The organism is Pseudomonas sp. WS 5412 (genome assembly GCF_012985615.1).
In the GTDB taxonomy this organism is placed as follows: domain Bacteria; phylum Pseudomonadota; class Gammaproteobacteria; order Pseudomonadales; family Pseudomonadaceae; genus Aquipseudomonas; species Aquipseudomonas shahriarae.
The window spans coordinates 43,452-56,943 of sequence record NZ_JAARMB010000007.1 but is presented as its reverse complement, the minus strand read 5'-3'; the positions used below and the strand labels follow the sequence as shown (position 1 = coordinate 56,943).

Here is a 13,492-nt window from a genome sequence, read left to right as displayed (position 1 = left end):
CCTGGCACAGCGCGCAGCGCTTGGCACCGCGCACCGCACCCACCTGGGCCTTACAGTGCGCCAGCTTCCTTGTAGAAACGCTCGGCGCCCGGATGCAGTGGGATAGGCAGGCCCTTGGCCGCACCTTGCAACTTGATATCTTTGGCCGCCGAGTGGGCGTTACCCAGACGATCGAGGTTGTCGAACATGAGCTTGGTCATCTGGTAGGCCACCTCATCGGTCACGCCGTCATGGCTGACCAGGATGTTGGTGATGGCCACGGTCGCTACATCGCTGTCCTGACCGTCATAAGTGCCCGCCGGGATCACCGCGCCCTGGTAGGCAGCGTTATCGATCTTCGCCGTGATATCCGCCGGAATGGCAACGAAGGTTATTGGCAGGGTCGCGGCCAGGTCGCGGATCGCCGCCATGCCCAGGCCCGAGGACTGCAGGGTGGCATCCAACTGGCGGTTCTTGATTAACTCGACCGACTCGGCGTACGGCAGAAACTCGACCTTGCCCATGTCTTCGTAGCTCAGGCCAGCAGCCTTGAAGATAGCGCGGGCGTTCAGCTCGGTGCCGGATTTCGGCGCGCCGACGGAGATACGCTTGTTTTTCAGATCCTCCAGGGTGGTGATGCCAGACTCCTTGCTGGCGACGATCTGGATGTAGTTGGGGTAGGTGCCCGCAATCGCCCGCAGTTTTTTCAGGGGCGCCTTGAAGCCGGCGTCTTGCACGCCATTCCAGGCATCGGCGACCGAGTCACCGAGGGCAAAGGCCAGCTCGCCGCGACCGGCTTGCAGCAGGTTGAGGTTTTCCACCGAAGCCTTGGTGGCCTGCACCGAGGTCTTCGATCCGTCTATACCGTTGCTGTACAGCTGTGACAATGCCACCCCAATCGGGTAATACACGCCGCTGGTGCCACCGGTCAGCACATTGATAAAGGTTGGGGCGGCGAGTGCCGAGGAACTGGCGACAAGGGCTGCGGCAGCAGCAAACAGGCTCAAGCGTTTGGTCATTTGCATGGGTTCACCTTTTATCTTTCTTGTTAGGTGCCGAGCAGCCGCGTGACCGGCTGGCGAGGGCTATAGCAACTGCCGTGGCCGAAACAGAGAAAAAACCAGGGTGCCTTTCACCTGTTCCACACGGCCTGCGTGGTGGCTGTTATAAGCGAAATTGCGCGAGCCAGGTTCTGTAAGAAAAGTCTTGTTGCAAATCGGCGCGCGTATCCGCCAGTCAGGTTTGGCGCCGGGGCAGTTCGATCAACACTTTGAGCCCGCCCAGTGGGCTCTCTTGCAACTGCAATGTACCGCCCCATACATCGACAATATCGCGCACGATGCCCAGCCCCAAGCCATGGCCAGCGGTCTGTTCATCCAGGCGGGTGCCACGACTGAAAACCTGGTCACGCTGGGACTCGGGAATACCCGGGCCGTCATCTTCGACGATCAGTTGAAAACACTCCGGGGTCTGCTCAATGCTCAAACGCACCTCGGCATCCGCCCATTTGCAGGCGTTGTCCAGCAGGTTGCCCAAGAGCTCCAGCAAGTCTTCGCGGTCCCAGGGCAGTTGCAGGCCGGGGCGAACCTGGTAGCTCAACTCCAGGTGCTCGCCGTGGATCATGTTCAGGGTCGCCAGCAGGCCCGGCAGTTCGCTGTCGCAGTCGAACTGCGCGCCGGGCAGGGTTTCACCGGCCAGGCGCGCGCGGTTGAGTTCGCGGTTGAGCCGTTGCTGCACCTGCTGCAACTGCTCGCGCAACAACTTGGCCAATTGTGGCTGGTCCTTGAGCTGCTCGCTGGAAGCCACGCTCAGCAATACCGCCAGCGGGGTCTTCAAGGCATGGCCGAGGTTACCCAGGGCGTTGCGCGAGCGTTTGAGGCTGTCTTCGGTATGGGCCAACAGGTGGTTGATCTGCGCCACCAGCGGCTCCAGCTCCACCGGCACCTGGGTATCCAGTTGCGAGCGCTGGCCTTGTTGCAGCTGTGCAATCTGCTCGCGCGCAGTTTCCAGCGGGCGCAGGGCCCGGCGTACGGTGACCCGTTGCAGGATCAGGATCAGCAGCAACGCCGCCAGCCCGAGGACCAGGCCGACCTGGCGCATCAGGCGAAAACTTTCCCGCACGGGCGTGTAGTCCTGGGCCACGCTGATGGAAATCGACTGGCCAAAACGCTTGTAGTCCGATCGCAGGACCAGCAGTTGCTGGCCTTCCGGGCCCAATTGCAGGTTGCCCTTCAGGCCGGCCTGGGGCAGTTGCGGCAGCTCCTGGTCCCACAATGAACGGGAGCGCCAGTGGTTGTCGCCGAAGTCGATACGGAAATAGTGCCCGGAAAACGGCCGTTGATAGGCCGGTGACAAGCGCTGTTCATCCAGTTGCACGCCGCCGGGCCCACGCACCAGGGCCACCAGCAGGTTTTCACTGTCGTTGCGCAGACCCGCTTCCAGGTAGCGTTGCAGACCCACTTCGAACAGCCACAGGCTGGTCTGCGCCAGCACCAGGCCGACGATCACCATCACGCTGATCAGCCCCAGGCTCAGCCGCCGCTGGATCGACCTCACGCGGGGCTGGCGCCAAAGCGATAACCCTGGCCACGCCGGGTTTCAATCACGCTGCGCCCGAGCTTGCGCCGCAGATGGTTGACGTGGACCTCGAGGACATTGGAGTCGCGCTCGGTCTCGCCGTCATACAGGTGCTCGGCCAGATGGCTTTTGGAAAGGATTTGTTCGGGATGCAGCATGAAGTAGCGCAGCAGGCGAAACTCGGCAGCGGTCAGTTGCACCTCGGCACCGTCGCGCATCACGCACTGACGGCCTTCATCCAGGTGCAAGCCCGCCGCCTGCAAGGTCGGCTGGTTGGCCTGGCCATGGGAACGGCGCAGCAAGGCCTGGATGCGCAGGTACAACTCCTCGGGGTGGAACGGCTTGCTCAGGTAATCGTCGGCCCCGGCCTTGAGCCCTGCGATGCGCTCGGCCCAGGAATCGCGGGCGGTGAGGATCAACACCGGGGCCGCCAGCGCGGCGGCGCGCCACTGGCTCAGCACCTCAAGCCCCGGCAAGCCAGGCAGGCCCAGATCGAGGATGATCAGGTCATACGGCTCGCTGCGCCCCTGATACACCGCATCGCGACCGTCCGCCAGCCAATCCACGGCATAGCCCTGGGCTTTCAGCCCGGCCATCAGTTCATCAGCCAACGGTACGTGGTCTTCCACCAGAAGCAGGCGCATCAGTCATCTTCCTCGTCTTTAAGCAGCGCGCCGGTGGTCGCGTCCAGTTTGATTTCCCGGACCACGCCATCGGTGGTCACCAGCTCCACCTCATAGACGTAACTGCCGTGTTTGCTCTCAAGCTCAGCCTCCAGCAACCTGGCACCGGGATGCCGCGCCATGGCCTGCTGCAGCAGTTGCTCCAGGGACAGAATCACCCCTTGCTGACGCAATTCCAGGGCTTCATCCTGGTTGAGGTCCCGGGCAGCCACCACCGAGCAAAAGGCCAGGAGCACCAGCGCCAGTCGACTGCCGGTGCGTAGATTTACCTTCATTACGTATCCTGATGATCCTTGAGGACTTGCCCGGTGACAGCGTCCAATTCCACATCCCACTCGACGCCCTGGGCATCGCGCAGGTCAACCTGGTAAATATACTTGCCGTATTCCTGCTCCAGCTCGGTTTCATGCACCGTGCCACCTGGGTGCTTGGCCAGGGCGGCGGCATTGAGCTTCTCGAAAGACTGGATGGTACCAGCGTCACGCAATTTCAGCGCTTCATCCGGCCCCAGGTCCCGCGCCTGGGCCAGGCCGCTGGTGAGGGCGATGATACTGGCGGTGATAATTGTGAGGGTTTTCATGATCGTTCTCCATTTCAGGATGTTTTGCCTACGGCCCCCACAGTACGGGTCGCAACTTAACTGAAACTGAATTGCCACCATGGCAATTGTCCCACAACACCTTGCCAGGCTCCGGGGAATATTTCCTATACTGCCCGGCTCGCCTGCACAGAGATCGGTATGACGGCCATTCACATCAAGTTCCCAGCCCTGACGCTCAAGGCTGGCCAACGCGCTTTTGCACGGATTCGCGAACAAGGCCTCCAGCCTGCCGATGTGGGGATTCTGCCCGGCGCGGCCGGTGGTCCCAAGGCCCTGGGCATTCAGGGTCTGGACCTGGCGCTGTTTGGTGACTGGCTGGCGCGTGCCCCCCGCGAGCGTGCGCTGATCGGCGCGTCGATCGGTTCCTGGCGCTTTGCCAGCGCTTGCCTGCCGGATCCGGTACAGGGCCTGCTCGACCTCGGGCGCCTGTACAACGAGCAACGCTTTGCCAAGGGTGTGACCATGGCCGAGGTCAGCCAGAGTTGCCAGCGCATGCTCGACGACCTGCTGGCCGGGCGCGATGCGACGCTATTGGATAACCCGCACTATCGCCTGAATATAGTCGTGGTCAAAAGCCATGGCCTGTTGGCCGACGATCACCGAGGGCGCCTGGGCCTGGGCCTGTCCTCGGTGATCGCCGATAACCTGCGCGGCCGTGCACGGCTGTCCCGGCATTTTGAACGGCTGATCATCCACGACCCGCGCCAGGCGCCGCCACTGCACCCGCTCACGGATTTCCCTTCGCGCTTTCTCGCCCTGGAACCGGGCAACCTGCGCCAGGCCCTGCTGGCGTCCGGCTCGATCCCCATGGTGATGCAAGGCGTACGCGACTTGCCGGGCGCCGGTGCCGGCACCTATCGCGATGGTGGCCTGCTGGACTACCACCTCGACCTGCCCTACCACGGCGATGACATTGTGCTGTACCCGCACTTCACTGATCGAGTCATCCCCGGCTGGTTCGACAAGAGTCTGCCGTGGCGGCGCAGTAGCCCACAGGGTCTGCAGGATGTGTTGCTGGTGGCCCCCTCACGGGACTACCTGGCCCGCCTGCCCCACGGAAAATTGCCGGATCGCAGCGACTTCAAGCGCTTTATGGGGGATGACGCGCGACGCAACCAGTACTGGCAAACCGCGATGAGTGAAAGCCAGCGGCTGGGCGATGAGTTCCTTGAACTGGCCGATAGTGGCCAGCTGGGTGAGCGCTTGATTGCGCTCTGAGCCACCAGGCCTTATTTTTCCGCAAATTGGCGTAGCGCCCGGCGAGCGTAGGTTCACCCTTACCTTGGGTGTATCATTAGGCGCTATGTATGCGATCATACAAGGCATCTTTCTGTGTGCATTCTCATTAACAGTGGCCGAATCAAAAGTTATCGACGATGAAAACAAAAGCATCATCTAACCCATGACAATCATCATTCGATTGGACGTCATGATGGCGAAGAAGAAGATTCGCTCCAACCAACTGGCAGATGCCATTGGGATTACCGAAGCCAATCTATCGCTATTGAAAAACGGAAAGATCAAAGGCGTTAAACTCGAAACCCTGAACAAGCTGTGTATCGCCCTGGATTGCCAGCCAGGCGACTTGCTGGAGTTCGAGAGCGAAGAAGCCTAGCCCTGGAATGAGCTGCCTGGCTTGCGGGCAACCCTGTAAAACACTGATAAATTCAACGCGGACCTCCCCCTTATGAAACCCATAAAGTTCCTGGGCCTCGTCACTACCGCCCTGATTACTGGTTGCAGTAACACCAGTTTCAGCCCTTCCTCGTTCAAGGTTTATGAACCAGGTACGCAGTTCGGCAACCGCCACGGCTCTTCTTTCTGGCTGGATACACCCTGCCCTAAACGTGGTTGCGATAATAATAAGTTGTTCTTCAATCCAGCCCACCAGGAAACAACTTTGGAAAGATACAACCATGCATTCTAATCGCAAAAAAATGTACAGCCTTGGCATGTTCCTGCTTCTGGCAGCAGCCCAGGCAAGCGCGCAGGACTTGCCCAACCTTTCGCTTCTCACGCGCTATGGCGTCACCGAAGATCAGTTGCCGGCAGCCCCCACCGACCTGGCACTGAGCACCGAACCGACGAAAAGTCGCTTTGAAGTGCAGCCCGAACGGCCACTGATCCGGTTGGAGAAAAACGGCAACCTGGTGTCTGAAACCACCGGCAATATCAGCATTGATAACGCCGCCGCCCAAAGCCAGGTGCAGTGTGCCCGTGCGTATGCCGAACTGGAGCGCCGAGGGTCGCAGCGCTCATTGCCGTGTGGGGATGGGGTCAAGGTCAGTACAACGTTATGGTCCCAGGAGTAACAGCGCTTTACGCACTCCGCCTGGTTGCCCGATAAAACAGGTTAGAATGCGCGCCAAGTCGGTCACCTGGGCCCATAAAGCGCTCACCCCACACTGACAATCGCACACAGCCCTAGAAACTCCTGCCTTACAGGTCATACCGTGGAAATTTTCAAAGAGTTTACATTCGAGTCCGCCCACCGCCTGCCCCACGTCCCCGAAGGCCACAAATGCGGGCGCCTGCACGGCCACTCCTTCAAGGTGGCCATCCACCTGAGCGGCGACCTCGATCCGCATACCGGCTGGATCCGTGATTTCTCGGAGATCAAGGCGATTTTCAAGCCGCTCTATGAGCGCCTCGACCACAACTACCTCAACGACATCCCCGGCCTGGAAAACCCTACCAGCGAAGTACTGGCCAAGTGGATCTGGAATGAGCTGAAGCCGTTGTTGCCGGAACTCAGCGCCATTCGTATCCATGAGACCTGCACCAGTGGCTGTATTTATCGCGGTGAATAAAGCACCTCTATAAAACCGAGGGGACACCTCCCTAGCCATGGATTGCTCCATCCCTGGCTTGCCCTCGACGATAGCAGCGAATAAAACCAGGTTTTGAAGCAAACCAAGGAACCACACCATGGAATCCACCTGGCTGGCACAGGCCAAGCGTTTGCAGGCACTGGCCTCTACCGGGCTGCACTTTTGCACGGATGACTTCGAGCGCGAACGCCTGGAAGAGATCGCCCATATTGCCCACAGCATGCTCGCGCAATTGGGGCAAGTGCCTCTGGAGCGCATTACCGGCCTGGTTTCGGACTTCGCCCAGCGTTATTCAACGCCGATGATTGATGTACGTGGCGCGCTGATCGAAGGCGACCGAATCCTGCTGGTGCGCGAAGCAACGGATGGCTGCTGGGCATTGCCGGGTGGCTACGCCGATATCGGGTTATCCGCTGCGGAAAACATCATCAAGGAACTTCGCGAAGAGGCCGGGTTGAGCGTTACCGCACGGGCGCTGTACAGCGTGACCCACAAAGCCAAGGGCCTGTATCGGCCTGACGTACGCGACTTCTACAAGTTGTACTTCCTTTGCGAACGCACCGACCAGGCCGCCCCCGTGGCAGGCTTTGAAACCACCGACGTCGGCTTCTTCAGCCTCGACAACCTGCCGCCCCTGTCACGCGGCCGCACCATCGAAAGTGATCTTGAAGCAGCCTTCGCCTTTCACCGTGGGGAAATCACCCAGACCCTGTTCGACTGACACCCTGGACCGGTGATCCCATTTGTATCACCGCCGCACCACTTTAGTGCCGGGCTGGGCACAATCCACAAGCCATTCCGCCTCCCTGCCCTACCCACCCCCAAATATTGTGCAACCTGCACAGCGCCCACCGTGCACCCATCACTGCCCGGCAGTTGGCACGGGCGCTGCAACAGGCCCTGCGTCACTCACAGGGGAACGGCACATGACGCAGAACGAACCGGGCAACGATTACCCTCTCAGCGAAGTGCCCATGCATGCACGCAAGGGCCTTGGCTCCACGGCCATGGTGTTGCTGGGCTTCACCTTTTTTACCGCAACCATGTTTGCTGGCGGCAAGCTGGGGGTGGCCTTCAGTTTTACCCAGATGCTCGGGGTCGTGGCCCTGGGTAACCTGCTGTTGGGTATCTACGCCGCAGGCCTGGGGTACATCGCCTTCAAGAGCGGCTTGAACTCGGTGCTGATGGGGCGTTTCTGCTTTGGTGAAGTGGGCAGCAAGTTGAGTGACCTGATCCTGGGTTTCACCCAGATTGGCTGGTACGCCTGGGGCACCGCCACGGCGGCCGTGGTGCTGGGCAAGTATTTCGAGTTGAGCCAGGGCAGCGTACTGGCACTGATGGTGTTGTTCGGCCTGGCGTTCTGCGCCACGGCCTACGTGAGCTATCGGGGGCTGGAAATTCTCTCTTACATTGCAGTCCCGGCCATGGGCCTGCTGTTGTTGCTGTCGATGTGGGTGGCCACGGTAAAAGTCGGCGGGCTGGAAGGTTTGCTCGCCGTGGTGCCCAGCAGTGAGTTGGATTTGTCCACGGCCATTACCCTGGTGTTTGGCACCTTTGTCAGCGGTGCCACCCAGGCCACCAACTGGACGCGCTTTTCCCGCTCGGCCAAGGTGGCGGTGCTGGCCAGCCTGATCGGCTTTTTTGTCGGCAACGGCCTGATGGTGCTGATCGGTGCCTACGGCGCCATCGTCTATCAGCAACCGGATGTGGTGGAGGTGTTGCTGCTGCAAGGTTTCGCCATGGCGGCGATGGCCATGCTGCTGCTCAATATCTGGAGTACCCAGGACAACACCATCTACAACTTTGCCGTCGCCGGCTGCAACCTGCTGCGCACCAGGCGCCGCAAGACCGTGACTCTGGTCGGCGCGGTGATAGGCACCCTGCTTGCCTTGCTGGGTATGTACGACATGCTGGTGCCCTACCTGATTTTGCTGGGCACGGTGATCCCACCGATTGGCGGGGTGATCATGGCCGACTTTTTCTATCGCTACCGCGGCCACTATCCACGGCTGGCAGATGTGCGCTTGCCGGCCTTCAATTGGCCGGGGCTGATTGCCTATGCCGTGGGTACGGTGCTGGCCTTCAGCTCACCGTGGGTCGCGCCACTGGTGGGGATTATCGCTGCGGCCGCTACCTACATCGCGCTCACCGCCGTCCTGCGGGTGCGGGTGCCATCGGCTGACGCCCAGGCATGAGCCTGACGGTGGCGGATGTACTGGCCCTGCCGGGGCTGGAGTGCATGAGCCTGCGGGCGGGTAGCGCAGGCCTGGATAATGGCGTGCGCTGGCCTTATGTAGCCGAGAACAGCGGTATTGCCGAGTGGGTGCTGGGCGGCGAACTGGTGTTCGTCACCGGCATCAACCATCCCCGTGACGAGGCCAACCTTTTGCGCTTGCTCGACGAAGCCTGCGCGCGGCAAGTCGCTGGCCTGGTGATCCTGACCGGGCCGGCTTACATCCAGGCAATCCCCCCTGGACTGCTGGAAGCTGCCGACGCCGTCGGCATGCCGCTGATCGAACAGCCTTACTCCCTGAAGATGGTCCTGGTGACCCAGGCCATCGGCTCCGCGCTGATCGAGGCCGAGCAACTCGGACGCTCACGGCATGAGGTGCTGGAGCGCCTGTTGGCGGGCGACTATCAGTCCCTCGACCTGCTGCTGCATCGCGCCAGCCAGCTGGGCATGCCGCTGGACGGGGATTGGCAAGTGGTGCAGTTACAACTGGACGGTGGCGAGGCGCTATTTGCGCAAACCGTGGCCGCGGACGCCGAAGCTCAGTTGGCCCGCCAGCACGATGGCATTACTCGCCGATTGCGCCAGTTCGCCGCCGAGCATCCTTCGCGTCTGCCCGTGCTCGGCAGGGCTGGGCAGTGGACCTTGCTGCTGCCCGCCGGTGACAACCGGCAACGCCTGGCAAACTGGCTCAAGCCCCTGAACCTGCGCCTGGCCCCGCTGAAGCTGTGCATCGGCTTGAGCGCGGCAAAACATCCGCCAGCCGGCCTGGCCCAGGCCCTGGATGAAGCGCGCCAGGCGCTGGCGGTCGCCCGGCGCTTTGGTGAACATGCCGGTATCTGTGTCTACGATGAACTCGGGGTGCTGAAGCTACTGAGCGCGGTGCGCGATCGCGGGTTGCTCGACCAGTTTCTCCAGGAACGCCTGGGGCCCCTGCTGCGCCATGATCAACGTCACGGCCCGAGCCTGATGCCGACCCTGCAAGCGTGGTTCCTGGACAATGGTAACCTTGTGGCTGCTGCCCTGCGGTTGGCGGTCCACCGCAACACCCTGACCCATCGCGTCCAGCGCATCGAGGCCCTGTGCGGGCTGTCGCTGGACAACCCCAATGACCGTCTGGACATCGGCGTCGCGCTGATGATCTGGCGGCTGTCTGCCTGATTGCTTTTTGCCCAAGAGGAACTTGCCCATGCATATCATCAACGCCCGCCTGCGCAACCGTGAAGGCCTGCATGATCTGCACCTGGAACATGGCCGGATCGCCAGCATTACCCCACAAACCGCCGCGCCGACCCTGGGGCCGGACGACTTGGACGCCGCTGGCAACCTGGTGGTACCGCCATTTGTCGAGCCGCATATCCACCTCGACGCCACCCTCACCGCCGGCGAGCCGCGCTGGAATATGAGCGGGACGCTGTTTGAAGGGATCGAATGCTGGGGCGAGCGCAAGGCCACCATCACCCAGGAGGACACCAAGACCCGCGCCAAGCAGACCATCCAGGCCCTGGCGGCCCATGGTATCCAGCATGTGCGCACCCACGTGGACGTCACCGACCCGGACTTGACCGCACTCAAGGCCATGCTCGAAGTCCGCCAGGAGAGCGGCCACCTGATCGACCTGCAGATCGTGGCGTTTCCCCAGGAAGGCATCGAGTCCTACCGCAATGGCCGCGAACTGATGGAAGAAGCCATTCGCCTGGGCGCCGATGTAGTGGGCGGTATTCCCCATTTCGAGTACACCCGCGACCAAGGGGTCAGCTCGGTCAAGTTCCTTATGGACCTGGCCGAACGCACCGGCTGCCTGGTCGACGTGCATTGCGATGAAACCGACGACCCGCACTCGCGCTTCCTCGAAGTGCTGGCCGAAGAAGCCCGCAGTCGCGATATGGGCAGCCGGGTCACCGCCAGCCACACCACGGCCATGGGTTCCTACGACAATGCCTACTGCGCCAAGCTGTTCCGCCTGCTGGGCCACTCGGGCATCAGTTTTGTTTCCTGCCCCACCGAAAGCATTCACCTGCAAGGCCGCTTCGACAACTTCCCGAAACGCCGGGGTGTGACCCGGGTCAACGAACTGTTGGAGGCCGGCATGAACGTCTGCTTTGGCCAGGACTCCATCGTCGATCCCTGGTACCCACTGGGCAACGGCAATATCCTGCGGGTGCTCGAGGCCGGGCTGCATATCTGCCATATGCTCGGCTACAGCAACCTGCAAAGGGCCTTGGACCTGGTCACCGACAACAGCGCCAAAGCCATGGCCCTGGGCGACCGCTACGGCCTGGAGCCCGGGCGACCGGCGAACCTGCTGATCCTGTCGGCAAACAGCGACTATGAAGTCATTCGCAGCCAGGGCCTGGCGCTGTATTCGATCCGCAACGGCAAAGTGTTGATGAAACGCCAGCCAGCGCAGGTGACATTTTTGTAACCCGCGAGGCTAAACGATCGAGTCCAGGTCCAGTGTCTGGCCCTTGTCCCGATCGCCCTCGAAGGCCGGCGGGATGCTTGCCACCTGGGGCAACTCATGGTTTTCCGGGTGGCTGAACCAACGAGCCAGGCTGGGTTGCAGGTTTGAGGATGAAGCGTGACTGCCGTATACATCGCGCCCTTCCACGCGGCGCCAGCGCAGGCTTTCCAGGCGCTGGCGACTGGTTTGCAATCGATCGATTTCAGCGGTCAAGGCATCGTAATGCTCATGGCCGCGTCCATTCGCCGGGCTGCGACGGTGCAGCTCGAGCTGCTTGTCCTGCAGTTGTCGGCGCAGGGTGCTCAGCGCGTGGTCGATCAATGCGTATTCCCGTGCCGTCACCAGGGAGCCGCTGTTCTCCAGTGTCTGTTGCCAGCGGCGTAACGTGGCCCACGCCGCCGGCACGTAGCTAGCAACCATGAAGTGCTGGCTGGCCTGGAACAGTTGCTTGAGCAGGTTGTCACGCTCGGGCATATCGCCGTGCAAACGCAAAGCGCGATTACAAGCCGCCTCCTGCACCGACGCACAACCGGGCTGCCACAGCACCGAGGACTGTGTGCCGTCCGCCAGGATGATCGGCATGAAGTGTTGCTGCTCGCCGTGATGCCGATAGGGCTGGCCACCGAGCCGCACCAGCCCCGCAGCAAACAACAAGCCTCCCGGCGCGGGCGCGCCGAATAAGGTCACGGCGCCCGGCACCCATAGCTTGGCCGTGGTGTTCATCCAGGTCGCCGGCACGCTGGGGACCGGATCATTGTGGTTGACGATACGATGGTGAACCAGGGCAGCCGCTCCCCCTGTGAATTCAGCATCGGCGGCGCGCGGGGCACCGTAGGTGTACAGCAGCACGTTGTAGCCGGCATCCTTGACCCGGCGCAGTCCCTCGGCCAGCAACAAAGCGATGGCCCCACCCAGGCTGTGGCCACAAATCACGATGCGTTGGCCGCTGTAGAACTGATCCAGATAGCGCAATACAAAGTCACGCAAGGCACGGTACGCCTGGTAAAAGCCTTCATGGACCTTACCGATGCCGTCCGCGAAAGGTACCTGGTGGGCATTCGCGTCACGCAGGCCATCCGCCGCACTGGCCGTGCCCCGCACCGCAATCAGCACCACTTCATCGTGATGGCTGATAAAGGCCTGGGTATCCGTACCCTGCTCTTCGTCATCGAAAAAATGCAGGCGTGCCGGATGCTCCTGCCTCGCCTCCAGCTGCGGACTGTTCTGCGGATACAACTGAGGGTCGAAGGGCAGGATCTCGAAACGCCGCGAGTATGGGACATCCTCATACAGCGGGTAAAAACGCCGGACTTGCTCGGCATCAACCCTCCAGGCCTGCTGATACCCCGCGAGTTTTTCAGCAAACAGATGGCCGATGCTGGGGTCCAGAGGAAAATGGACTTCATCTTGCGGGTGAGTGGCCGGCTCCTGGCCAAAACGGCAGTAACTCAAGGTCGCCATCAATGCCAGTTGGTACAGGTTCAAGGCACAGAATTCGTCGTCCCTCGACAGCATCGGGCGCAGTGCCCGCAAGGGTCGGACTTCCAGCGCCGTGTGCTGGTTGGGGAACAGCACCACGCCCGACAACTCGGGCTGGGGTGGGCCAAACCCAAGGTCGGCCATCATTTTCAGGGCATGTGGCTGGGGGCCGTGAGACCGTGGCGCCAGCGGTGGCAGGTGGGCAACATGGCGAACCAGATCGCGCACTTCGACTTGGTAGAACCGATCGGCTTGTCGTCTTGCTGGGTTACCCTCGAGACGCTGGCCATCCCCGGTAGAAAACTCGCTGCGTTCGGCGCGAACCTGAAGTTCGGTGATGGGTAGTTTGTAAGTCAGGCGCGTCGCCAGTCGGTGATACGGTGCTTCTGTCCCGGCATAGGGCTCATCCAACGTAAGCACCACAGGACCACAATAAAAATCCGTTATTTTGGCGAAGCCCTCTCCATTCAATCTACCGCTGTATTGTTGCCCGGCACTGTCATGGAACGAGTACGGCAGCCCCCCATAATTCTTGCCATTGCCGGTTTCATCGATCAAACAAAAACTCACCCAGTGCCCTCGCCGTGGGCACGCCGGCATCTTGTCACTGAAAAACTCCTGCTTCCATGCCTCCAACTCCATGACTTC

Annotated in this window: 14 protein-coding genes; 8 read left to right on the top strand and 6 right to left on the bottom strand. The window is 61.3% G+C overall.

The features are described 5' to 3' along the window. Positions 1 to 50: 50 nt before the first annotated feature. The 5 genes from HBR94_RS11595 to HBR94_RS11575 all read right to left on the bottom strand — a co-directional run bounded on the left by HBR94_RS11595 (position 51) and on the right by HBR94_RS11575 (position 3,819). Positions 51 to 1,004 (bottom strand): TAXI family TRAP transporter solute-binding subunit, encoded by a 954-nt coding sequence (locus HBR94_RS11595; RefSeq protein WP_057439471.1) that lies wholly within the window; start codon positions 1,002 to 1,004, stop codon positions 51 to 53. A 211-nt stretch (positions 1,005 to 1,215) separates the two neighbouring features. Further along, positions 1,216 to 2,535 carry a sensor histidine kinase gene (locus tag HBR94_RS11590; RefSeq protein ID WP_170044827.1) on the bottom strand — a complete coding sequence of 440 codons (1,320 nt, stop codon included), beginning with the start codon at positions 2,533 to 2,535 and terminating at the stop codon, positions 1,216 to 1,218. Next, positions 2,532 to 3,200 carry a response regulator transcription factor gene (locus HBR94_RS11585; protein ID WP_115128552.1) on the bottom strand — a complete coding sequence of 223 codons (669 nt, stop codon included), beginning with the start codon at positions 3,198 to 3,200 and terminating at the stop codon, positions 2,532 to 2,534. Before HBR94_RS11585 ends, HBR94_RS11590 begins: the two co-directional genes overlap by 4 nt. After that, the gene (locus tag HBR94_RS11580) at positions 3,200 to 3,514 is read right to left on the bottom strand and encodes a PepSY domain-containing protein (protein ID WP_057439472.1); all 315 of its coding nucleotides are present in this window, start codon (positions 3,512 to 3,514) and stop codon (positions 3,200 to 3,202) included. Before HBR94_RS11580 ends, HBR94_RS11585 begins: the two co-directional genes overlap by 1 nt. Beyond that, on the bottom strand, positions 3,514 to 3,819 hold the full coding sequence (locus HBR94_RS11575; RefSeq protein WP_057439473.1) for a PepSY domain-containing protein: 306 nt from the start codon (positions 3,817 to 3,819) through the stop codon (positions 3,514 to 3,516). Before HBR94_RS11575 ends, HBR94_RS11580 begins: the two co-directional genes overlap by 1 nt. Positions 3,820 to 3,978: 159 nt before the next feature. Between HBR94_RS11575 and HBR94_RS11570 the strand changes: the two genes are divergently transcribed. From HBR94_RS11570 to codA, 8 genes are all read left to right on the top strand, one after another. Then, positions 3,979 to 5,058: a patatin-like phospholipase family protein gene (locus tag HBR94_RS11570; RefSeq protein ID WP_115128553.1), complete on the top strand. Its 1,080-nt coding sequence runs from the start codon at positions 3,979 to 3,981 to the stop codon at positions 5,056 to 5,058. A gap of 184 nt (positions 5,059 to 5,242) precedes the next feature. Further along, positions 5,243 to 5,455, top strand: a complete 213-nt coding sequence (locus tag HBR94_RS11565) for a helix-turn-helix transcriptional regulator (protein ID WP_057439475.1) — start codon at positions 5,243 to 5,245, stop codon at positions 5,453 to 5,455. A 301-nt stretch (positions 5,456 to 5,756) separates the two neighbouring features. Beyond that, positions 5,757 to 6,152 (top strand): hypothetical protein, encoded by a 396-nt coding sequence (locus tag HBR94_RS11560; RefSeq protein ID WP_057438507.1) that lies wholly within the window; start codon positions 5,757 to 5,759, stop codon positions 6,150 to 6,152. Between the two features lie 141 nt (positions 6,153 to 6,293). Further along, positions 6,294 to 6,650 carry a 6-carboxytetrahydropterin synthase QueD gene (gene queD / locus HBR94_RS11555; protein WP_003190259.1) on the top strand — a complete coding sequence of 119 codons (357 nt, stop codon included), beginning with the start codon at positions 6,294 to 6,296 and terminating at the stop codon, positions 6,648 to 6,650. A 118-nt stretch (positions 6,651 to 6,768) separates the two neighbouring features. After that, positions 6,769 to 7,392, top strand: coding sequence for an NUDIX hydrolase (locus tag HBR94_RS11550; RefSeq protein ID WP_057959087.1), 624 nt, complete (start codon positions 6,769 to 6,771; stop codon positions 7,390 to 7,392). Positions 7,393 to 7,597: 205 nt separating this feature from the next. After that, positions 7,598 to 8,866: a cytosine permease gene (gene codB, locus HBR94_RS11545; protein WP_170044826.1), complete on the top strand. Its 1,269-nt coding sequence runs from the start codon at positions 7,598 to 7,600 to the stop codon at positions 8,864 to 8,866. Continuing rightward, positions 8,863 to 10,062 carry a PucR family transcriptional regulator gene (locus HBR94_RS11540; protein ID WP_120733554.1) on the top strand — a complete coding sequence of 400 codons (1,200 nt, stop codon included), beginning with the start codon at positions 8,863 to 8,865 and terminating at the stop codon, positions 10,060 to 10,062. The genes codB and HBR94_RS11540 overlap by 4 nt, the downstream gene beginning before the upstream one ends. 28 nt (positions 10,063 to 10,090) lie before the next feature. Next, complete coding sequence (codA, locus tag HBR94_RS11535; protein ID WP_057438504.1) at positions 10,091 to 11,326, top strand: cytosine deaminase; 1,236 nt, start codon at positions 10,091 to 10,093, stop codon at positions 11,324 to 11,326. Between the two features lie 9 nt (positions 11,327 to 11,335). On the opposite strand, the gene HBR94_RS11530 is transcribed toward codA, so the two are convergent. After that, positions 11,336 to 13,486: a lipase family protein gene (locus tag HBR94_RS11530; RefSeq protein ID WP_170044825.1), complete on the bottom strand. Its 2,151-nt coding sequence runs from the start codon at positions 13,484 to 13,486 to the stop codon at positions 11,336 to 11,338. Between the last annotated feature and the right edge of the window lie 6 nt (positions 13,487 to 13,492).

Excerpts from the sequence above, each read along its gene's own strand:
- HBR94_RS11595 (WP_057439471.1), bottom strand. The coding sequence starts at position 1,004 with ATGCAAATGACCAAACGCTTGAGCCTGTTTGCTGCTGCCGCAGCCCTT.
- HBR94_RS11585 (WP_115128552.1), bottom strand. The coding sequence starts at position 3,200 with ATGCGCCTGCTTCTGGTGGAAGACCACGTACCGTTGGCTGATGAACTG.
- HBR94_RS11580 (WP_057439472.1), bottom strand. The coding sequence starts at position 3,514 with ATGAAGGTAAATCTACGCACCGGCAGTCGACTGGCGCTGGTGCTCCTG.
- HBR94_RS11575 (WP_057439473.1), bottom strand. The coding sequence starts at position 3,819 with ATGAAAACCCTCACAATTATCACCGCCAGTATCATCGCCCTCACCAGC.
- HBR94_RS11570 (WP_115128553.1), top strand. The coding sequence starts at position 3,979 with ATGACGGCCATTCACATCAAGTTCCCAGCCCTGACGCTCAAGGCTGGC.
- HBR94_RS11565 (WP_057439475.1), top strand. The coding sequence starts at position 5,243 with ATGACAATCATCATTCGATTGGACGTCATGATGGCGAAGAAGAAGATT.
- HBR94_RS11560 (WP_057438507.1), top strand. The coding sequence starts at position 5,757 with ATGCATTCTAATCGCAAAAAAATGTACAGCCTTGGCATGTTCCTGCTT.
- HBR94_RS11550 (WP_057959087.1), top strand. The coding sequence starts at position 6,769 with ATGGAATCCACCTGGCTGGCACAGGCCAAGCGTTTGCAGGCACTGGCC.
- codB (WP_170044826.1), top strand. The coding sequence starts at position 7,598 with ATGACGCAGAACGAACCGGGCAACGATTACCCTCTCAGCGAAGTGCCC.
- HBR94_RS11540 (WP_120733554.1), top strand. The coding sequence starts at position 8,863 with ATGAGCCTGACGGTGGCGGATGTACTGGCCCTGCCGGGGCTGGAGTGC.
- codA (WP_057438504.1), top strand. The coding sequence starts at position 10,091 with ATGCATATCATCAACGCCCGCCTGCGCAACCGTGAAGGCCTGCATGAT.
- HBR94_RS11530 (WP_170044825.1), bottom strand. The coding sequence starts at position 13,486 with ATGGAGTTGGAGGCATGGAAGCAGGAGTTTTTCAGTGACAAGATGCCG.